Genomic DNA, 19034 nt, shown 5'->3' on the forward strand with positions numbered 1-19034 from the left:
TCAGCCGCCGCCGCGCGGCCGATGCTTCTCGAACCTCGCATCGCCCCCCTCCAGCTCCCGAACACGCTTCCATCCCAGCCGTTCGTAGAAGCCCGCGGCTCGCGACGAGCCGTCGGTTTCGAGCCAGATCAGGGGATGACGCTCGAACAGGAACGCTTCCGCCCGCGCCACGAGCCGGCGGCCGACGCCTGAGCCCTCGCGTTCGGGACGAACGAAGGCCGCGAACATGCAGGCGTCCTCGACGTCCGCCATCGAGAAGCCGAGGATGTCGCCTTCATGCTCGGCGACCCAGATGCAGGGTTGCTCGCGAAGGGCGTCCCGGATCGTCTCGAACGTGACGCCCATCTCGGCCATCTGCTCGACCGACAGATGGTTTTCCCGCACGCTCGCGCGGATCTCGAAAATCGCGGGAAGGTCGTCTTCGACGGCGTCGCGGATGGAGATCGTCATGGGCGCCCGGATCGACCAACGAATCGACTGCGAGCCTCCGAGGAGGGGCCGCGTTCCGGTCTTACCTGAAAGCAGACAGGCGGAAACCACCCCAAAGCGCTCATTGACCGACGCCCGACCGCCGCCTGTCGGTCACGCGCCTGTCACTGGTCGCAGTCTGAAACAATTCTAGTTTCGGGCCGATATGCCGCGTCACGGCGGCATGACGATCAGGAGAATTCCCATGAAACCGCATGTCGTCACCGCCGCCGCGGCGCTCGCCCTGGCTTCGTTCGCCGCGCCCTCGGCCGCTCAGGACGCCGCGGCCGGCGAGAAGGTCTTCAAGCGCTGCGTCGCCTGCCACGCCGTGGGCGAGGGCGCCGCCAACAAGGTCGGTCCCGAGCTGAACGGGCTGATCGGCCGGAAGGTCGCTGGCCTCGACGGCTACGCGTACAGCGCCGCGCTGAAGACCTATGGCGAGGGCAAGACCTGGGACGAGGCGACGCTCGACCAGTTCCTCGCCGATCCGCGCGGCTCGGCCCCCGGCAACAAGATGGCCTTCGCCGGGCTGAAGAAGGACGACGAGCGCAAGAACGTCGCCGCCTACCTCGCCCAGTTCGACGCAGGCGGCGCAAAGAAGTAAGCCCGCTGGCGCGGCGGTCGTCGCCGCCTGTCGAGCGAGGAGCCTTCCATGCGCGCAACGTCGTGTTTCCGGGGGCTTCTTCGCCTGACCGCCGCCGTCGTCGCCGGCCTCGGGCTCGGCGGCCCGGCCCGCGCGGCGGAGCCGCTGCCGACCGCCGAGATCGCGCCCGGGGTGTTCGTCTATCAGGCGCCCTACGAGCTGCTGGCGCCGGGGAACGGCGGCGCGATCGCCAATGTGGGATTCGTGGTCGGCCGCGACGCCGTGGCGGTGATCGACACGGGCAACACGCTGCAGGCGGGCGAGCGCCTGCTGGCCGCCGTGCGGGCCCGCACGGCGCTGCCGATCCGCTATGTCATCAACACCCACATGCATCCGGACCATACGCTGGGCGACGCCGCGTTCCGGGGGGAGGGCGCGCGCTTCGTGGCGCACGCCAAATATCCCCGCGCGTTGCAGGCCCGCGCCCAGTCCTACATCGAGGCGGGTCGGCGGGCGATCGGCGACGGATTCGCGCCCGACGCCGTGGTGATGCCCGACACGACCGTCGCCGACCGGCTCACGCTCGATCTCGGCGGCCGTTCGCTCGAGCTGCAGGCGGAGCCGACCGCCCACACCGACAACGACCTCACCGTGTTCGACCCGAGCACCGGCACCTGGTTCCTCGGCGACCTGCTGTTCATGGGGCACCTGCCGAGCGTCGACGGCTCGCTCGAAGGCTGGCTCCGGGTGATGTCGCGCGTGAAGGCGCGGCCGGTCGAGCGCGTCGTGCCGGGGCACGGGCCTGCCTCCGCGCCCTGGCCGCAGGCGCTGGAGCCGCAGCAGCGCTACTTCGACCGCCTGCGCGCGGACGTGAAGGCGCTGCTCGACGCGGGCGCGAGCCTGCGCGAGGCATCGGAGAAGGCCGGCCTTTCGGAGCGGGACGCCTGGGCGCTGTTCGACGAGTTCAACGCCCGCAACGCGATCGCCGCTTACCGCGAGCTCGAGTGGCGATAATGCGACGCAATATAATAAGTGTGCATTCGCAGCAAAATCATAATAATCCTCTTATATCTTAAAGTCCTGTTGCGTGGTCCGGCGAAGCGATCTAGGGTCCGCTCGTCTTCAGCTGCAACGCCTGCATGCCCTTGGGGTTGCAGTCGGTTCGTAGGTCTAGCCGGGCGCCGTCCGGCAAAGGGTCGAGCAACAAGTCCCGACTGGCCGTGACACGAGCGGAAGACGCAGGTCCAATAATAAAGATCATGCCTTTGCGGCGCGCCGCGGGGGCCGCCTAAAGGACTGCGTTTTAGAGGGAGAATACAATGCGCAAAGTCGCACTCGCGGCGGGCCTGCTCGGCGCCGCCGCCATGGTTTGGCCGGCGATGGCCAATGACAGCGTCACGAAGATCCTGAAAGACCCCAAGCAGTGGGGCATCCAGACCGGCGACTACGCCAACACCCGCTACTCCAAGCTCGACCAGATCACGGCGAAGAACGTCGACAAGCTCCAGGTGGCCTGGACGTTCTCGACCGGCGTTCTGCGCGGCCATGAGGGCGGCCCCCTCATCATCGGCGACGTGATGTACGTTCACACGCCGTTCCCGAACAACGTGTTTGCGCTCGACCTGAACCAGGACGGCCGCATCATCTGGAAGTACGAGCCGAAGCAGGATCCGAGCGTCATCCCGGTGATGTGCTGCGACACGGTTCACCGCGGTCTGGCTTACGCCGATGGCCTGATCCTGCTGCACCAGGCCGACACCACGCTCGTCGCGCTCGACGCCAAGACCGGCCAGAAGAAGTGGTCGGTGGTGAACGGCGACCCGAAGAAGGGCGAGACCAACACCGCGACCGTTCTTCCGGTCAAGGACAAGGTCATCGTCGGCATCTCGGGCGGCGAGTTCGGCGTGCGCGGCTCCGTGACCGCCTACAACCTCAAGGACGGCTCCAAGGCGTGGCGCGCCTACTCCATGGGTCCGGACGAGGATATGCTGTTCGACCCGGAGAAGACCACCGAGCACGGCAAGCCGGTCGGCAAGGACTCGTCGCTGAAGACCTGGGAAGGCGACCAGTGGAAGATCGGCGGCGGCTCCACCTGGGGCTGGTACTCGTACGATCCGAAGCTGAACCTCGTCTACTACGGCTCGGGCAACCCCTCGACCTGGAACCCGAAGCAGCGCCCCGGCGACAACAAGTGGTCGATGACCATTTTCGCGCGTGACGCCGACACCGGCGTGGCGAAGTGGGTCTACCAGATGACGCCCCACGACGAGTGGGACTTCGACGGCATCAACGAGATGATCCTCACGGATCAGAAGATCGACGGCAAGGACACCCCGCTCCTCACGCACTTCGACCGTAACGGCTTCGCCTACACGGTGAACCGCGAGACGGGCGAAGTCCTGGTCGCCGAGAAGTATGACCCGGTCGTGAACTGGGCCACCAAGGTCGACCTCGACAAGTCGTCCAAGACCTACGGCCGTCCGCTCGTTGTCGCCAAGTACTCGACCGAGCAGAACGGCGAAGACGTGAACTCGCAGGGCATCTGCCCGGCGGCTCTCGGCACCAAGGACCAGCAGCCGGCGGCCTACTCGCCGGAGACCGAGCTGTTCTACGTGCCGACCAACCACGTCTGCATGGACTACGAGCCGTTCCGCGTCTCGTACACGGCCGGCCAGCCTTACGTCGGCGCGACCCTCTCGATGTACCCGGCGCCCAACAGCCATGGCGGCATGGGCAACTTCATCGCCTGGGACAACAAGAAGGGTAAGATCGTCTGGTCGAACAAGGAGCAGTTCTCGGTGTGGTCCGGGGCGCTCGCGACGGCCGGCGGCGTGGTGTTCTACGGCACGCTGGAAGGCTACCTGAAGGCGGTCGACGCCAAGTCGGGCAAGGAACTCTACAAGTTCAAGACCCCGTCCGGCATCATCGGCAACGTCACGACCTACGAGCACAAGGGCACGCAGTACATCGCCATCCTGTCGGGCGTCGGCGGTTGGGCGGGCATCGGCCTCGCGGCCGGCCTGACCAACTCGACGGACGGCCTCGGCGCGGTCGGCGGCTACGCGGCTCTGTCGAGCTACACCGCCCTCGGCGGCCAGCTCACCGTGTTCAAGCTGCCGAAGTCGTAAATCCGGCACGGCGCCTCCGGGCGCCGCGCCTTTTCTCAGGGGGCCCGGCCATCGGCATCGTCCGACGGTCGGGCCTTTCCGCGTCCGGGGGAGACCCCAGAATCTCATGAAAGCGCGCGGCCCCGCCAGCGCGTTCAGGAGGACTGACACGATGACTTCCGCATTCGGGCGTTCGGTCGCGGCCGGCGTTCTGGCCGCAGGCGCGATGATCGCCGCAGGCGCGTCCACCGCTCACGCGCAGACCTCGGACCTCGTCAACCGCGCGACGCTGCGCGTCTGCGCCGACCCCGCCGACATGCCGCTCTCCAACGAGAAGGGCGAAGGGTTCGAAAACAAGATCGCGGAGCTACTGGGCAAGGATCTCGGGATCCCCGTCGACTACACCTGGTTCCCGCAGGCGACCGGCTTCTACCGCATGACGCTCGGCAGCAAGCGCTGCGACGTCGTGATGGGCTATGTCGCCGCCGGCGATCCGGTGCTGAACACCAACCCCTATTTCAAGTCGGCCTGGGTGCTGGTGACCAAGAAGGGCGCCGCGCTCGACGGCGTCGACACGCTCAGCGACGAGCGCCTGAAGTCGAGCCGGATCGGCGTGGTCGCCGGCACCGCGCCGGCGAACCATCTCGCGCGCTACGGGCTGCTCGGCCGGTCAAAGCCCTATTCGCTGATGGTCGACCGCCGCTACGAGTCGCCGGCGGAGGAGATGCTTAAGGACATCGATTCCGGCGCGATCGACGCCGGCATCCTGTGGGGGCCGATCGGCGGCTATTACGCCGCCCAGACCGGCAAGGACAGCCACACCGTGACCCCGCTCGTGAAGGATCAGGGCTTCCCGCCGCTGATCTATCGCATCACGATGGGCATCCGGCCGAACGAGCTGAACTGGAAGCACCGCCTGAACGACTTCATCGCGAAGAACCAGAACGAGATCAACAAGATCCTGCTCAGCTTCAACATCCCGCTGCTCGATGAACAGAACAGGCCGATCGTCGCTCCGGCGGACTGAGGCGATCGCGGCCGCCTGCCTCGCGGCCGTTCTGGCCGCGGGCGTCGCGCGGGCGCCCGAGGACCCGGTCGACGGGCCGACGCCGCCCGAGCCGGCCGACTACCGCATGGACGGCTACCGCACGCCGACGCCGGCGACGCTGAAGGGCGCCGTCGTGCTCGACACCGCCGCCGCCGAGCGGCTGTGGCGCGACGGGCGGGCGGTGTTCGTCGACGTCATGCCGCGGCCGGAGAAGCCGGCGAACCTGCCGGCCGGCACCATCTGGCGCGACGCGCCGCGGGACCACCTGCCGCGGAGCGCCTGGCTGATCAATGTGGGCTACGGCGCGCTCGAGCCGCGGATGGAGGCGTTCTTCCGCGCGAGCCTTCGGGAGCTCACCGGCGGGGACGCGGCGAAGCCGCTGGCGTTCTATTGCCGCCGGGCGTGCTGGATGTCGTGGAACGCCGCCAAGCGGGCGATGGAGTGGGGCTACTCCGCCGTGTACTGGTACCCCGACGGCTCCGACGGCTGGGCCGAGGCCGGCCTGCCGCTGGAGGCGGCGCAGCCCTATCGGACCGGCGCGAGGGAATAGTCGGGGCCGCGGACGCCGCTCGGGACGTCCGCGGCGCAGCGCCTAGTTGTCGAGCTTCGCCTGGATGTCCCGGCCGCGCTCGAAGGCGAGCTGCTCCAGGATCACCGGGCTTTCGCAGACATAGGTGAGGGCCTGGGCGCGCTCGTCATAGATGCGCGTGTCCCAGTTCAGCGCCTCTTCCTTCTTCTGGAACTCCGGAGACATCTGCGTCGCCATGTCCTTGCGGTCGGCGGCGAGCTTGAGGCTCGCCTCCTTGATCCGCTCCGACAGCGCGCGCTGCTTGCGGGCGTAACGCTCGATCCCGGTGATGACGGCCGAGCGCGTGGCGTTGATCTCGCTGAACACGCCGGCGAACAGCAGCGTGAGCTGCGCGTTCTTCTCCGGGCCCGCCGCCGCGGCGAAGCGGTCGATCGCGGCCTGCGCCTCGTCCCGCTTGGTGCGCCGCGCGACCAGCAGCGGCACGAGGTCCGCCACATGCGGATCGTCGCGCCACTTGGCGATGGCCTCGTCGAGCGGCGGCCCGGCCCACATCTGCCCGTAGCTCAGCGCGCCGACCTTCGGCTGGATGCATGGCCAGTCGCTGTCCGGGCCGGGCTTGCCCTGCGCGGCGCGGCCCTGTCCGGGCTGCTCGGCGCGCGGCGTGGGGGCGGGCAGGGGCGTCTTAGGCCCGCCGCCCGCGCCGGCCTGCGCCAGCGTGGCCGGCCCGGCGGACGTCTGGTCCTGCGCCGCGGCGCCGCCCGCGGCGACCGCCGCGATCAGGGCGCCCGCCGCGAACCGCGCCGTCGCGGCGCGGCGGACGCGTTGCGTGATGGTCATGAGCATCGTCTCCCGAGGAGTCTCGCGGCCGGGCGGCCGGGTCTGGCCGCCGGTCGTCCTGTTCGTTCAGGCGTCACGTCGCGCCGCCGTCATCTGGCCGCGTCCGGCCCGCCGCGCCGCGCCGTCAATCCGGCCGAAGGATCGTAGGCGAATACGGCGGCGACGAGGAAGACCGTCGCGCAGCCCGCGACCACGGCGAGCGAGGTCCACTCGACCTGGCCGTAGAGCGCGAAGCGGATCAGCTCGACCGCGTGGGTGAAGGGATTGTAGCTGCAGATGTACCAGAGCGGCACGCTCGCCTGCTGGATGCGCCACAGCGGATAGAGCGCGGAGGAGGCGAAGAACATCGGGAAGATGACGAAGTTCATCACGCTCGCGAAGTTCTCGAGCTGCTTGAACACTGACGACATCACGAGGCCCATGGCTCCGAGCATCAGCCCGGTGAGCACAAGCGCCGGCAGCACGGTGAGATAGCCCCAGTGGCTGTCGGGCTGAACGTCCCAGAACCAGGCGACGAGAAGGAAGGCGTAGACCTGCAGCAGCGAGACGAAGATGCCGGCGACGAGCTTCGACAGCAGCAGGTGCCAGCGCGGATAGGGGCTGACCAGCAGGATGCGCATCGCCCCGACCTCGCGGTCGTAGACCATGGAAAGCGAGGACTGCAGCCCGTTGAACAGCTGGATCATCGCGATCAGGCCCGGCGCGATATAGACCTCGTAGAGCACGTAGGTCTCGTAAGGCGGGATGATCGACACGCCGAGCACCGCGCGGAAGCCGGCGGCGAAGATGAACAGCCACACCAGCGGGCGCACAAGCGCCGACAGGAAGCGGCCGCGCTGGTGCACGAAGCGCAGGCCCTCGCGCCAGACGATGCCGTAGAGCGCGATCATGTAGCCGCCGAAGGTCAGGCGGCGGTCGTCGCGGGCGGCAGGGCTCGGGGAGCGAGGTTCGGTCGCGCTCATGCCGCGTTCGCCCCCGCAGCGGCCGCGTCGGCCTCCGTGACGACCGCCATGAAGGCCGCCCCCACGTCGTCGGTTCCCGCGCGATTCCTGAGCGCCGAGACGTCGCCCGAAAGCAGCATCCGGCCCTTGTGCAGCACCGCCACGCGGTCGGCGGCCTCGATCTCGTCGACGAGATGGGTCGCCCACAGCACGCCGATGCCCTCGTCCGCGATCAGCCGGCGCACCTCGGCGATCAGCGCCCGCCGGGAGCCGATGTCGAGGCCGACGGTGGGCTCGTCCAGCAGCAGCAGGCTCGGTCGGTGGAGCAGGGCGCGCGCGATCTCGACGCGGCGCATCTGGCCGCCGGACAGCGCCCGCACGCGCTCCTTCGCGCGAGCCTCGAGCCCGACGCGCTCGAGCAGCGCCAGCCCGCGCCGCTTCGCCTCGGCCGGGCCGACGCCGTGGAGCGCGGCGTGGTAGAGCAGGTTCTGCAGCACGGTGAGCTCGAGATCGAGCGTGCGCGCCTGGAACACGACGCCGAGGCGCGACAGCGCGCCGGCGGGGTCGCGGCGCACGTCGTGGCCGAGCACGGCGATCGAGCCGCTGCGGTTCTGGTAGAGCCGCGTGATCAGCGAATAGAGCGTGGTCTTGCCGGCGCCGTTCAGGCCGAGCAGCGCCGTGAAGGCGCCGGACGGAGCCTCCAGGCTGACGCCGTCGAGCGCCTTGCGCGATCCGAAGCTGTGGCTGACGTCGCGCACGCTGAGCGCGGGCGGGGCCCCTGCGTCGGGCGTCGCCGCGGTCATGCCGCCACCATGGAGGCGGGGGTCACGGCACGGCCACCGCGCCCCAGGGAGACCGGCCGGTGGTGATCGACTTCAGCACCTTCTCGCTCGCGATGTCGATGATCGAGATGTCGTTCGAGTTGCCGTTGGTGGTGTAGAGCCGCTTCTGGTCGGGCGAGAAGGCGAGCTGCCACACGCGCTGGCCGACGAGCAGATACTTCTTGATCTCGAAGGTCTCGGTGTCGATCACCGCCACGCGGTTCGCCGGCCCGAGAGCGACGAAGGCGGTCGAGTTGTCCTGCGTGATGCGGACGCCGACCGGCTGGATCGCCTCGGGCGTGACGCCGGGAATCTCGAAGGTGATGCGTTTCACGATCTGATGCGTCTTCGGGTCGATCACCGACACCGTGCCGCCGACCTCCGCCGACACCCACACATGCTTGCCGTCGGGGCGGAACTCGGCGATGCGCGGGCGGCTGTCCACCAGCACGTTCTCCACGATCTCGTTCGTGTCCGTGCTGATGAAATGGGCCATGTTCGTCGTTTCCGACGTGTTGACGAGGACCTTGCCGTCCGGGCTGATGCCCATGCCCTCCGGCTCCACGCCGACCGGCACCTCGGTGACCTTCTGGCCGGTCGCGGTGTCGACGATCGTGACCATGTTGTCGTCTTCGTTGGCGATGTAGAGCGGATTGCCCGACGGGTGCAGCACGAAAAGCTCCGGGTCGGGGCCGGAGGGCAGCGTCCGCAGCAACTTGTAGGTCGCCGCGTCATAGACCTCGACGCGGTTGTCGTCGCTGGCGCAGACATAGATCAGCTTGCCGTCCGGGCTCGCCGTGATGCCGCGCGGCCGGCGGCCGGTCTTCACCGTCTCGACCACCTTCAGCGTCTCGCCGTCGATCACCGTCATGGTGTGGTCGCGCTCGTTCGAGACGAAGATCTTTTCGGCGGCGGCCGGGGCGGCGGAGCCCAGCAGGGCGGCGGCGGCCACGCCGGCCAGCCACAGCCTCGCCATCGTCGCGGACGGGCGGCGGTCAGCGAAAGCGGTCATCCAGAGGTTCTCCCAACCGGCGCGGCTCATAGGCGCGCGCATCTTATTGTCCGAGATCGGGCGGGGGTCGTCCCCGGCGCCCGCCGTCACTGCAGTTTGCACTTCGTCTCGGGCTGGTCGAAGCCCATCGTGTCGAGCAGGTTCGTCTGGTGCAGGAAGCCCTCCTGCGGCGACACCGTCACGACCGCCGCCGGCTGCGCCAGCACGATCGGCTGCCGGAGCTGGTTGTCCCAGGGGCGGTAGGTGAAGGACTGCCCCTTGAAGCCCGCGAGCTCGAAATGCGGGCCGAAGATGTAGTCCCGCAGCGCCTTGACGTCGTTCGACTTCGTCCGCGTCCCGGCCTCGCCGATGGTCCGCATGGCGAGCCACATCTGGAAGTCGAGCGGGCGCATGACGCGCTTCGACTGCCGGTAGAAGCGGTTCTGGAGCTGCGAGGCGCCCCAGTTCTCGAGCGTCGAATGCCAGGTCGTGGGCGTCAGGCCCGCCGTGCCGGCCGTCGGCCGCGGGTCCCAGGTGCGCCAGCCGATCAGGTCGCCGAACTCGCCCAGCTCGTCGGCGATCACCGCGATGTCGTAGGACACGTTCTGGGTGAACACCGGCACCTCGTTCTGCGCGGTGGCGCGGGCGTCGGGCCCGAAGTTCCACACCCGCTCCTCGACGATCTTCGCGCCGAATTTCTTCGCCGAGCGCTTCACGTCGTCGGCGTATTTGCGGTCCTCGGGCGTGCGGCCGGTGAGCAGCAGCCAGTTCGACCACCGCCGGGTGACGAGGTACTGCGCCAGCGCGTCGGTCAGCATGGCGCGGTTCGGCGCGGTGTGCAGCACGTTGGCCCGGCAGTTCTCCTGCCGCAGCTCGTCGTCCGGCGCGCCGGCGTTGAACAGGATGACGTCCTTGTCCTTCGCCGCGTCGGCCATCTTCAGCAACTGGTCGGCAGGGACCGCGAGCACGATGAACTTCGCGCCGCCCTCGATCAGCCGGTTGAACGCCGGAATCGGGTCCTCGCCGAACGGAACCAGCTCCTCGGCGAGCTGGAAGTCCTGCTTCATGAACCGGCCGGTGGTGTTGTTGTCGACGACGCCGAGCCGCGCGCCGGCGATGCCGTCGTCCTGCGGCGGCAGGGTCGCGATCGTGTTCCACCACGGCGGGGGCGGCGGGAACTGGCGCAGCACGCCGAACTTGAACGGCAGCGGGGCGGGCTTCGCCGCCGCCGGCGTCTCGGCCGGAGCCGGCTGGGCCGCGGACGGGCCTGCGAACGCAAGCGCGGCGGCGAGCAGCGCGATCGACGTCAGGCGCGCAGCGATCACGCGGCGTCCCCGGAACGAAGGCGGGCGGCGAGGGGCATCGGGGTCTCCCGGACGGCGGTTCGCTCCGCCGCTTCCTTTAGTTGGCGCGCCGTCGCCGTTTTGGCGATAGCGGCGTTTCCACCGACGTGGTATCGCGGTTCGGGAACAATTCCACCCCTCCGATGGCATCATTGCAATATATAAGAACATAATAAGTTCTGACGATTGCTTGAAGCGGAGGGCGCGCGAGCGCGTCGCGCAAGGATTTAGACGACGCAAACGCCGGTCGCACGGGCGGATATCGTTCCGTCCGTAGATGAATGCCGGCGATGCAGGGCAGGAAGACATGACGATGCCGGGAGACATCATGCGCGACCGGGCCTGCGGGATCGAACGGCGAGGCTTTCTGGCGGGGGCGGCGGCGCTCGGCGCGGCGGCCGCGCTCGGCGCGACCCCGGCCCGGGCGTCGCGGGCGCTGAGCGTCACGACCCTGAAGTTCGGAACGGTCAACTGGCTGCTCGACACCGTCGAGGCCGAAGGCTTCGCGGCGCGCGAGGGCGTCGAGCTGCGGCGGCAGACGCTGGCGTCGCCGCAGGCGCTGACCGTCGCGCTCCAGGCCGGACAGGCCGATCTGATCGTCAGCGACTGGGCCTGGGCGATGCGTCGGCGCGTGGACGGCGAAGCGCTTCAGTTCGCGCCCTATTCGACCGCGCTCGGCGCGATCATGGTGGGCAAGGACAGCAAGATCGCCAGCCTGAAGGATCTCAGGGGCAAGAAGCTCGGCGTCGCGGGCGGGCCGATCGACAAGAGCTGGCTGCTGTTCCGGGCGCGGGCGCAGAGCGAGGTCGGCGGCGACATCGCCACCATGCTGGAGCCGGTGTTCGGCGCGCCGCCGCTTCTGTCGGAGCAGTTGCGGCTCGGGCGCGTCGACGCGGTGCTGACCTACTGGCACTTCGCCGCCCGGCTCGACGCGGAAGGCTTCCGCAAGCTCGTCGACGTCTCCGACATCCTGCGCGATCTGGGCGTCTCTCCGCCGCCGCCGCTGGTCGGCTTCGTCTGGCGCGAGGCGCTGTCGCGCGAGGCGGGCGGGGAGCTCGCGGGCTTCTTCCGGGCGGTCGCGGCGGGGAACGAGACCCTGAAGACCTCGGACGCCGCCTGGGAGCGGCTGAGGCCCTCGATGCAGGTCAAGACCGACGCCGAGTTCACGCGGCTGCGCGACTATTTCCGCGCCGGCGTGCCCGGTCCCTGGAGCCAGGCGGACGTGGCAGCCTCCGAGAAACTGCACAAGCTGCTCGCGGATTTCGGGGGCGCCGACTTCGTGGGGCCCGATCCGCGCTTCGACCCCGCGCTGTTCTGGTCGCCGAAGGCCTGAAGCGTGGCGACGCTCAATCGGCTCGGCTGGTCGGCCGTCTCGCTCGGCGCGTTCATAGCGGTATGGTGGCTTGCGGCCGCGCTGATCGACAGCGCGCTGCTGCCCGATCCGCCGAAGGTGCTGGAGGCGCTGTTCGCCGCCGCCCGATCCGGCGAGCTCGCGACGAACCTGCTCGCGACGCTCGCGCGCGTGCTCGCGAGCTTCACCATCGCCATGGTTCTGGGCTCCGCGCTCGGCATCCTGCTCGGCCTGTCGCCGGCGGCGGACCGGCTGCTCGGCCCCTGGGTCGTGCTGTTCCTCAACCTGCCGGCGCTGGTGATCATCATCCTGGCCTATGTCTGGTTCGGCCTGAACGAGTGGGCGGCGATCATCGCGGTCGCGATCAACAAGATCCCGAACGTCGCGGTGACGCTGCGCGAGGGCGCGGTCGCGCTCAGCCGCGACCTCGCCGAAATGGCGGCGATCTACCGCTTCGGGCGCTGGAAGACGCTGCGCCACGTCATCCTGCCCCAGCTCGCGCCGTTCTTCGCCGCGGCCGCCCGCTCGGGCCTCGCGCTGGTCTGGAAGATCGTGCTGGTGGTGGAGCTGCTCGGCCGACCGAACGGCGTCGGCTTCGAGCTCCAGACCTCGTTCCAGCTGTTCGACGTGGCGACCATCCTCGCCTACGCGCTCGCCTTCGGGCTGATCGTGCAGGCGATCGAGCTCGGCGTGGTGCAGCCGTGGGAGCGGGCCGCCAACAGGTGGCGCCGATGAGCGCGGTCAGCGTCGAGATCGTCTCGAAGACGTTTCCCGCGGCTGGCGGCGCGCCGCAGCGCGCGCTCTACCGCGACTTCCGGCTCGACGTGGCCGACCGGTCCTTCGTGGCGCTGCTCGGGCCCTCCGGCCTTGGCAAGACCACGCTGCTCAACATGATCGCGGGCGTGGACCGCGACTTCGTCGGCCGCGTCGGCTTCGGCGCCGGCGGGTCGCCGCGGATCGGCTACGCCTTCCAGACGCCGCGGCTGCTGCCGTGGCGCACCGTGCTCCAGAACGTGACGCTGCCGCTGCCGGCGGGCGAAGGCTCGCGTGAGCGCGCCCTGCGCGTGCTGTCCGAGATGGGGCTCGCCGACGCCTCCGACGTCTACCCCGAGCGGCTGTCGCTCGGCATGCAGCGCCGGGTCGCTCTCGCCCGCGCCTTCGCGCTGGAGCCCGACCTGCTGCTGATGGACGAGCCTTTCGTCTCGCTCGACGAGGCCAACGCCGACCGTCTGCGTGACCTGCTGACGGAGCTGATCGCCCGCCGGCCGACCACGGTGCTGTTCGTCACCCACGACAGCCGCGAAGCGTTCCGGCTCGCCGACCGGGTCGTCGCGCTCGACGGGCCGCCGGTGCGGATCACCGACGACGTCGCGGTGACGCTGACGCCCGAGCAGCGCCGCGTTCCGAGCGAGATCGAACGCATGCGCGCCGCCCTGCTGGGGCTGAAGCGCGGCGCGGTGGCGTAAGGGCGCTCGCGCCGCCTCACCCCACCGCCACGTCCAGCCCGAGATCGAGCGTGGGGGCCGAGTGGGTGATGCGGCCGATCGAGATCAGGTCGACGCCGGTCTCCGCAATGGCGGCCACCGTCTCCAGCGAGACATTGCCGGAGGCCTCCGTCGCCATGCGGCCGCCGACGCGGGCGACCGCCTCGCGTAAGAGGTCCGGGCCCATATTGTCGAGCAGCACCACGTCCGCGCCGCCATGGGCGATGACGCGGTCGAGCTGCTCGAGCGTGTCGACCTCGATCTCGATCTTCACGAGATGCCCGATGTAGGCCTTGGCGCCGTCGAGCGCGGCCTCGATCGAGCCGGCGACGGCGATGTGGTTGTCCTTGATCAGGATGGCGTCGTCGAGCCCGAAGCGGTGGTTCGCGCCGCCGCCGCAGCGCACCGCGTATTTTTCGAACACGCGCAGCCCCGGGGTGGTCTTGCGGGTGCAGCAGATCTTCGCCGCGGTGTGGGCGACGCGGTCGGCGTAGGCCGCGGTCGCGGTGGCGACGCCTGACAGCCGGCCGAGGAAGTTCAGCGCCGTGCGCTCGGCCGACAGCGCGGGCCGGGCGGGGCCTTCGACGCGCGCGATCACTGCGCCGGGCGCAAGCTTCGCGCCGTCGACGAGCTCGGCGGCGAAGACGATCGACGGGTCAAGCGCGGCGAAGGCGGCCTGCGCGAGCTGCAGCCCCGCGAGCCGGCCGGGCTGGCGCGCGGCGATCACGAGCCGCGCGGTCGCGGAGGCCGGGATCGTCGCGGCGGTGGTGATGTCGCCGGCGCGGCCGAGGTCTTCAGTGAGCGTCGCCTCGACGGCGCGGCGCACCGCGATCGGGTCGAGGCCCCCGAGCGGGCCCGACACGGTCACGAGGCGGCCTTCGCGAGCGGCGCCTCGGCGCGCGCCAGCGCCTCGTCGAGCGTCAGCAGGGAGCGATGGGCGAGCGCAGGGACCGCGTCGGGCGCGTCGGCGCGGAAATGGCCCCCGCGGCTCTCGCGCCGGCGTTCGGCGGCGACCGCGATCATCAGCGCTGTGGTCGCCATGTTGCGGGTGTCGGCGTCCTGCGCGGCGCGGCGGATGCGGGCGAAGGTCTCGACCGCGCGTCCAAGTCCGACCGCGTTCCGCACCACGCCGACATGGTCGGCCATGGTCCGGCGCAGCTCGACGATCGCGGCGCCGTCCGGCGGCGTCGCGGCGGGCGCGTTGCGCGAAGGCGCGGCGCGGGCTGAGAGCGGCGGGGCGGGCATGAGGCCGAGAATGTCCTCGGCGATCCGCGCGCCGAACACCACCGCTTCCAGCAGCGAGTTCGAGGCGAGGCGGTTCGCGCCGTGGGCGCCGGTCGAGGCGGTTTCGCCGCAGACCCACAGACCGTCGAGGGAGGAGCGCCCGTTCGCGTCCACCAGCACGCCGCCCATGTGGTAGTGCGCGGCGGGCGCGACGGGGATCGGCTGCGTCACCGGATCGACGCCCGCCGCCATGCAGGCGGCGTAGACGGTCGGGAACCGCGCGGGGAAGCGCTCGCCCACCTTCTCGCGGGCGTCGAGGAAGGCGCCGCCGCGGCGGTCCGCTTCGAACACGGCGCGGGCGACGATGTCGCGCGGGGCGAGGTCGAGATCGGGATGGACGCCGTCCATGATGCGGCGGCCGAGCGCGTCGACCAGCACGGCGCCTTCGCCGCGCAGCGCTTCGGTCGCGAGCGGGGCCGGGTCGCGGCCGACGGCGATCGCGGTCGGATGGAATTGCACGAACTCAAGGTCCGCCAGCGTCGCGCCGGCCTCCGCCGCCATGGCGAGGCCGGCGCCGCGCGCCTCGACCGGGTTGGTGGTGACGGCGTAGAGGTGGCCGACGCCGCCGGACGCCAGCACCACGGCGCGGCCGATGATGCGGACCGGCTTCGCCGAGCCCGCCGGACGCGCCATGACGCCGACCACGAAGCGGCCCTCGGTGACGAGCTCCTCGGCGACGAGGCCCTCCAGCACGCGGATCGACGGCGTGCGGCGCACCGCGGCGACGAGCGCGCCCATGATCGCGCGGCCGGCGAGGTCGCCGTTGACGCGCACGATGCGGCGCTCCGAATGGGCGGCCTCGCGCGAGAGCTGGAGCTTGCCTTCGAGATCGCGGTCGAACGGCACGCCATAGGCGAGCAGGTCCGCGATGCGGGCGGGGGCTTCGCTGGTCATCAGCCGTGCGACCGCTTCGTCGACGATGCCGGCGCCGGCCGCCACCGTATCGGCGGCGTGGGACTCCGCGCTGTCGCCGAGGCCGACGGCGGCGGCGATCCCCCCTTGCGCCCAGGCCGACGACGCGCCGTCGCCGAGCGGCGCGGCGGTGACGATGGTGACGGGCCGGGGGCTGAGCTTCAGCGCGGTGAACAGGCCCGCGAGCCCGCCGCCGACGATGACGACGTCGTCCACGCCCGCCCAGGACAGCGGGGCGAGATCGTCGGGGTCGAGAGGGTCGGGGGCGTCGGTCATGGCGTTTCACCCGTCATCCCGGCCAAGCGGCGGCGCCGCGAAGAGCCGGGACCGTTCCAAATGAAAGCGCGTCATGGTCCGGCTTGACCGGACCATCCATGCCGGACGTCGGGCTCGACGTCCGAGATGGGTCCTCCGGAACCTCGAATGCATTCGAGTTTCCTTCTCAAAGTGGTTCAGGTCGGCAAAAGCCGATCTGAACGCAAGCCGGAGGACGACGGCGCGGAGGGTTTCGAGGGCCGTGGGGCCTTCAGATCTTCAGGTTCACCATGCGCTCGACGCTCATGCGGGCGCGCTCGGCGATCACCGGGTCCACCACGATCTCCTCGCGCATGTGAACGAGGCTCTCGAGGATCTTCGGCAGCGTGATCCGCTTCATGTGCGGGCAGAGGTTGCACGGCTTCACGAACTCGGTGTTGGGCGCCGAGGTCATGATGTTGTCCGCCATCGAGCATTCGGTGATCAGCACCACCTTCTTCGGCGACTTGTACTTCACGTAGTCGGCGAGCTTGGCGGTGGAGCCGGTGAAGTCCGCCTCCGCGATCACGTCCGGCGGGCATTCCGGATGGGCCAAAATGGTGACGTCCGGATCGGCCTCGCGATAGGCGCGCAGCTCCTCCGCGGTGAAGCGCTCGTGCACCTCGCAGGCGCCGTTCCAGGTGATGATCTTCACCTTGGTCTGGGTCGCGATCCAGGCGGCGAGGTACTGGTCCGGCAGCACCATAACCTCCGGAACGCCGAGCGACTCCACCACGGCGACGGCGTTGCCGGAGGTCAGGCAGATGTCGGCCTCGGCCTTCACCTCGGCGGTGGTGTTGACATACACGGCGACCGGCACGCCGGGGTGCTTGCGGCGCAGCTCGCGCACGTCGGCGGCGGTGATCGAGGTCGCGAGCGAACAGCCGGCGCGGGCGTCCGGGATCAGCACGGTCTTGTCCGGGTTCAGGATCTTGGACGTCTCGGCCATGAAGTGCACGCCGCACTGGACGATGACCTGGGCGTCGGTCTTCGTCGCCTCGCGGGCGAGCTGGAAGCTGTCGCCCACCACGTCGGCGACGCAGTTGTAGATCTCCGGCGTCTGGTAGTTGTGCGCCAGGATGACCGCGTTGCGGACCTTCTTGAGCTCGTTGATCGCCTTGACGTAAGGCGCGAAGAACGGCCACTCGACCGGCGGGATGACGGTCTTCACCCGGTCGTAGAGATGCGCGGTCGCGGCCTCGACCTCGGGCGTCCATTCCAGCGACGGCATGGCGACGGGAGAGAAGCGGCGCGGCTCCGCGATCGTGCGGAGGGGCGCGGAGGAGGCGAGGGCGGCGAGCGGGGACATGGCGTCCTCCCAGGATCGAACCGTTCCAATATGCTCATTTCGAGCATAACTATGATAATGCGTCGCAGGCCGGATTAAAAGGCCCGCAGACATGAAAACGTCATCTGGCATGCCAGTGACGTTGGGGACGTTTTCTTCGCCGGGTTCGCCACGCGAGCCCGCGTTCTTGGCGACAGCCTCCTTGTCCCGGCCTTGAGCCGGGACCCGGATACGCGCCGGTTGGTGCAGCCCGTGCTTCGGCGATCGAGCTCTCGCTGGGACGTGGGAGCCTCTGGGGCCCGGCTCAAGGCCGGGACAAGGAGGCCGACGCTCCGATGCGTGGCGTTTTCCATCGATTCCGGCGATGCGCGGGATCATGGAGTTTCATGAGATGCGGCGGCGTCGCGCCGCTACACTGCGGCGACGATACGCTCCTCAGGAAGCCCCTATGTCCGCCGTCGCCCGCGCCGCCCGCTCGCCGCTCGTCGTCATCCTGTGCGGCTGCGCCATCGCCGCGCTCACCTTCGGTCCGCGCTCCGCGGCGGGCCTGCTGCTCGCGCCGATCTCCGACAGCCACGGCTGGGGCCGCGACGTGTTCGCGATGTCGTTCGCGATCCAGAACCTGCTCTGGGGCGTCGGCCAGCCCTTCGCGGGCGCGGTCGCCGATCGTTTCGGGGCGGTGAAGGTGCTCATGGTCGGCGGCCTGCTCTACGCCGCGGGCCTCGCGCTGATGCCGTTCTCGAGCGATCCGCTCGCCATGCATTTCTCCGCGGGCGTGCTGATCGGCTTCGGCCTGTCGGGCGCCTCGTTCTCGCTGGTGATCGGCGCCTTCGGCAAGCTGCTGCCGGACGAGTGGCGCAGCATCGGTTTCGGCTTCGGCACGGCGGCCGGGTCGTTCGGCCAGTTCGTGTTCACGCCGTTCGCCTCGGCGCTCGTGGCGAACTACGGCTGGCAGTCGACCGTGCTGGTGTTCGCCGCGCTCATGCTGCTGGTCGTGCCGCTCGCGCTGGCGCTCGCCGCCCCGAAGGCCTCGGGAGCGTCCGGCCCGAAGGCCGCGGACCAGACCATCCGGGAGGCGCTGAAGGAGGCCTTTGCGACGCCGAGCTACTGGCTGCTCGTGATCGGCTTCTTCACCTGCGGCTTCCACCTCGCCTTCGTGACGGCCCACCTGCCGCCCTACCTCATCGACAAGGGAATCGCGCCCGCGATCGGCGGCTGGACGCTGGCGCTGATCGGGCTGTTCAACATCGCCGGCTCGCTCGGCTCCGGCGTGCTCGCGGGCCGCATGCCGAAGCGGGTGCTGCTGTCGGCGATCTATTTCGCGCGCGGCGCGCTGATCGCGGCCTTCATCCTGCTGCCGACCACGCCCGCGACCTCGCTCGCCTTCGGCGCCGGCATCGGCCTGCTGTGGCTCTCCACGATCCCGCCGACCTCCGGCATCGTGGCGACGCTGTTCGGCACCCGCTACCTGACGATGCTCTACGGCTTCGTGTTCTTTTCCCACCAGGTCGGCTCGTTCTTCGGCGTCTGGCTGGGCGGCCTGCTCTACGAGCGCACCGGCTCCTACGATCTGGTGTGGTGGATCGCGATCGGCCTCAGCATCATGTCAGGGCTCGTGAACCTGCCGATCCGCGAGCGCCCGGTCGCGCGGCTCGCGCCGGCCACCTGAACGGCGGCGTCGCGCCGGCGGGATGACGGACGGCCTCGTCTTCCCTATCTAGCGCCGACGACCCCATTCACCGATCCCGGAGCC

At 69.8% G+C, this 19034-nt stretch carries 18 protein-coding genes; 9 read left to right on the top strand and 9 right to left on the bottom strand.

What is annotated here, in order from left to right:
* A complete protein-coding gene (locus ACFSCV_RS00300) occupies positions 1–450 on the bottom strand; it encodes a GNAT family N-acetyltransferase (protein WP_378795879.1) in 450 nt (149 codons plus the stop codon).
* Positions 451–673: 223 nt separating this feature from the next.
* On the opposite strand from ACFSCV_RS00300, the gene ACFSCV_RS00305 reads away from it, so the two are divergent.
* The 5 genes from ACFSCV_RS00305 to ACFSCV_RS00325 all read left to right on the top strand — a co-directional run bounded on the left by ACFSCV_RS00305 (position 674) and on the right by ACFSCV_RS00325 (position 5756).
* Entirely contained in the window at positions 674–1072 is a 399-nt protein-coding gene (locus ACFSCV_RS00305) for a c-type cytochrome (RefSeq protein WP_378795881.1), read from the top strand.
* Between the two features lie 48 nt (positions 1073–1120).
* Complete coding sequence (locus tag ACFSCV_RS00310) at positions 1121–2065, top strand: quinoprotein relay system zinc metallohydrolase 2 (RefSeq protein WP_378795883.1); 945 nt, start codon at positions 1121–1123, stop codon at positions 2063–2065.
* Positions 2066–2370: 305 nt separating this feature from the next.
* Positions 2371–4179, top strand: a complete 1809-nt coding sequence (xoxF5, locus tag ACFSCV_RS00315) for a lanthanide-dependent methanol dehydrogenase XoxF5 (RefSeq protein WP_378795885.1) — start codon at positions 2371–2373, stop codon at positions 4177–4179.
* A gap of 151 nt (positions 4180–4330) precedes the next feature.
* Positions 4331–5185 carry a substrate-binding domain-containing protein gene (locus tag ACFSCV_RS00320; protein WP_378795887.1) on the top strand — a complete coding sequence of 285 codons (855 nt, stop codon included), beginning with the start codon at positions 4331–4333 and terminating at the stop codon, positions 5183–5185.
* A complete protein-coding gene (locus tag ACFSCV_RS00325) occupies positions 5148–5756 on the top strand; it encodes a PQQ-dependent catabolism-associated CXXCW motif protein (RefSeq protein WP_378795889.1) in 609 nt (202 codons plus the stop codon). The genes ACFSCV_RS00320 and ACFSCV_RS00325 overlap by 38 nt, the downstream gene beginning before the upstream one ends.
* A gap of 42 nt (positions 5757–5798) precedes the next feature.
* On the opposite strand, the gene ACFSCV_RS00330 is transcribed toward ACFSCV_RS00325, so the two are convergent.
* The 5 genes from ACFSCV_RS00330 to ACFSCV_RS00350 form a co-directional block, all read right to left on the bottom strand.
* Positions 5799–6572 (bottom strand): hypothetical protein, encoded by a 774-nt coding sequence (locus ACFSCV_RS00330; RefSeq protein WP_378795891.1) that lies wholly within the window; start codon positions 6570–6572, stop codon positions 5799–5801.
* 89 nt (positions 6573–6661) lie between these two features.
* On the bottom strand, positions 6662–7534 hold the full coding sequence (locus ACFSCV_RS00335; RefSeq protein WP_378795893.1) for an ABC transporter permease: 873 nt from the start codon (positions 7532–7534) through the stop codon (positions 6662–6664).
* A complete protein-coding gene (locus ACFSCV_RS00340; protein ID WP_378795894.1) occupies positions 7531–8316 on the bottom strand; it encodes an ATP-binding cassette domain-containing protein in 786 nt (261 codons plus the stop codon). The genes ACFSCV_RS00335 and ACFSCV_RS00340 overlap by 4 nt, the downstream gene beginning before the upstream one ends.
* Before the next feature lie 22 nt (positions 8317–8338).
* Complete coding sequence (locus tag ACFSCV_RS00345) at positions 8339–9310, bottom strand: PQQ-dependent catabolism-associated beta-propeller protein (protein ID WP_378796723.1); 972 nt, start codon at positions 9308–9310, stop codon at positions 8339–8341.
* Positions 9311–9432: 122 nt separating this feature from the next.
* Positions 9433–10650: an ABC transporter substrate-binding protein gene (locus tag ACFSCV_RS00350; protein ID WP_378795896.1), complete on the bottom strand. Its 1218-nt coding sequence runs from the start codon at positions 10648–10650 to the stop codon at positions 9433–9435.
* A 325-nt stretch (positions 10651–10975) separates the two neighbouring features.
* Here ACFSCV_RS00350 and ACFSCV_RS00355 point away from each other — a divergent pair, with 325 nt between their 5' ends.
* From ACFSCV_RS00355 to ACFSCV_RS00365, 3 genes are read left to right on the top strand one after another with little or no spacing between them, the layout of a single operon-like run.
* On the top strand, positions 10976–12001 hold the full coding sequence (locus ACFSCV_RS00355) for an ABC transporter substrate-binding protein (RefSeq protein WP_378795898.1): 1026 nt from the start codon (positions 10976–10978) through the stop codon (positions 11999–12001).
* Positions 12002–12004: 3 nt separating this feature from the next.
* The gene (locus tag ACFSCV_RS00360; RefSeq protein WP_378795899.1) at positions 12005–12754 is read left to right on the top strand and encodes an ABC transporter permease; all 750 of its coding nucleotides are present in this window, start codon (positions 12005–12007) and stop codon (positions 12752–12754) included.
* Positions 12742–13485 carry an ABC transporter ATP-binding protein gene (locus tag ACFSCV_RS00365; RefSeq protein ID WP_378795901.1) on the top strand — a complete coding sequence of 248 codons (744 nt, stop codon included), beginning with the start codon at positions 12742–12744 and terminating at the stop codon, positions 13483–13485. The genes ACFSCV_RS00360 and ACFSCV_RS00365 overlap by 13 nt, the downstream gene beginning before the upstream one ends.
* Before the next feature lie 16 nt (positions 13486–13501).
* Here ACFSCV_RS00365 and nadC read toward each other — a convergent pair whose 3' ends face one another.
* The 3 genes from nadC to nadA all read right to left on the bottom strand — a co-directional run bounded on the left by nadC (position 13502) and on the right by nadA (position 17302).
* Positions 13502–14365 carry a carboxylating nicotinate-nucleotide diphosphorylase gene (gene nadC / locus ACFSCV_RS00370; RefSeq protein WP_378796725.1) on the bottom strand — a complete coding sequence of 288 codons (864 nt, stop codon included), beginning with the start codon at positions 14363–14365 and terminating at the stop codon, positions 13502–13504.
* A 2-nt stretch (positions 14366–14367) separates the two neighbouring features.
* On the bottom strand, positions 14368–15975 hold the full coding sequence (locus ACFSCV_RS00375) for an L-aspartate oxidase (RefSeq protein WP_378795903.1): 1608 nt from the start codon (positions 15973–15975) through the stop codon (positions 14368–14370).
* Positions 15976–16225: 250 nt separating this feature from the next.
* Complete coding sequence (nadA, locus tag ACFSCV_RS00380; RefSeq protein WP_378795904.1) at positions 16226–17302, bottom strand: quinolinate synthase NadA; 1077 nt, start codon at positions 17300–17302, stop codon at positions 16226–16228.
* Between the two features lie 427 nt (positions 17303–17729).
* On the opposite strand from nadA, the gene ACFSCV_RS00385 reads away from it, so the two are divergent.
* Positions 17730–18950 carry an MFS transporter gene (locus ACFSCV_RS00385; RefSeq protein ID WP_378795906.1) on the top strand — a complete coding sequence of 407 codons (1221 nt, stop codon included), beginning with the start codon at positions 17730–17732 and terminating at the stop codon, positions 18948–18950.
* Positions 18951–19034: the final 84 nt, after the last annotated feature.

The sequence above is a fragment of the Methylopila henanensis genome, from assembly GCF_042681025.1.
Taxonomy (GTDB): Bacteria; Pseudomonadota; Alphaproteobacteria; order Rhizobiales; family Methylopilaceae; genus Methylopila; species Methylopila henanensis.

What these genes read in the sequence shown, in the direction of transcription:
- ACFSCV_RS00300 (WP_378795879.1), bottom strand. Translation starts at nt 450, where the DNA reads ATGACGATCTCCATCCGCGACGCCGTCGAAGACGACCTTCCCGCGATT.
- ACFSCV_RS00305 (WP_378795881.1), top strand. Translation starts at nt 674, where the DNA reads ATGAAACCGCATGTCGTCACCGCCGCCGCGGCGCTCGCCCTGGCTTCG.
- ACFSCV_RS00310 (WP_378795883.1), top strand. Translation starts at nt 1,121, where the DNA reads ATGCGCGCAACGTCGTGTTTCCGGGGGCTTCTTCGCCTGACCGCCGCC.
- xoxF5 (WP_378795885.1), top strand. Translation starts at nt 2,371, where the DNA reads ATGCGCAAAGTCGCACTCGCGGCGGGCCTGCTCGGCGCCGCCGCCATG.
- ACFSCV_RS00320 (WP_378795887.1), top strand. Translation starts at nt 4,331, where the DNA reads ATGACTTCCGCATTCGGGCGTTCGGTCGCGGCCGGCGTTCTGGCCGCA.
- ACFSCV_RS00325 (WP_378795889.1), top strand. Translation starts at nt 5,148, where the DNA reads ATGAACAGAACAGGCCGATCGTCGCTCCGGCGGACTGAGGCGATCGCG.
- ACFSCV_RS00330 (WP_378795891.1), bottom strand. Translation starts at nt 6,572, where the DNA reads ATGACCATCACGCAACGCGTCCGCCGCGCCGCGACGGCGCGGTTCGCG.
- ACFSCV_RS00335 (WP_378795893.1), bottom strand. Translation starts at nt 7,534, where the DNA reads ATGAGCGCGACCGAACCTCGCTCCCCGAGCCCTGCCGCCCGCGACGAC.
- ACFSCV_RS00340 (WP_378795894.1), bottom strand. Translation starts at nt 8,316, where the DNA reads ATGACCGCGGCGACGCCCGACGCAGGGGCCCCGCCCGCGCTCAGCGTG.
- ACFSCV_RS00345 (WP_378796723.1), bottom strand. Translation starts at nt 9,310, where the DNA reads ATGGCGAGGCTGTGGCTGGCCGGCGTGGCCGCCGCCGCCCTGCTGGGC.
- ACFSCV_RS00355 (WP_378795898.1), top strand. Translation starts at nt 10,976, where the DNA reads ATGACGATGCCGGGAGACATCATGCGCGACCGGGCCTGCGGGATCGAA.
- ACFSCV_RS00375 (WP_378795903.1), bottom strand. Translation starts at nt 15,975, where the DNA reads ATGACCGACGCCCCCGACCCTCTCGACCCCGACGATCTCGCCCCGCTG.
- nadA (WP_378795904.1), bottom strand. Translation starts at nt 17,302, where the DNA reads ATGTCCCCGCTCGCCGCCCTCGCCTCCTCCGCGCCCCTCCGCACGATC.
- ACFSCV_RS00385 (WP_378795906.1), top strand. Translation starts at nt 17,730, where the DNA reads ATGTCCGCCGTCGCCCGCGCCGCCCGCTCGCCGCTCGTCGTCATCCTG.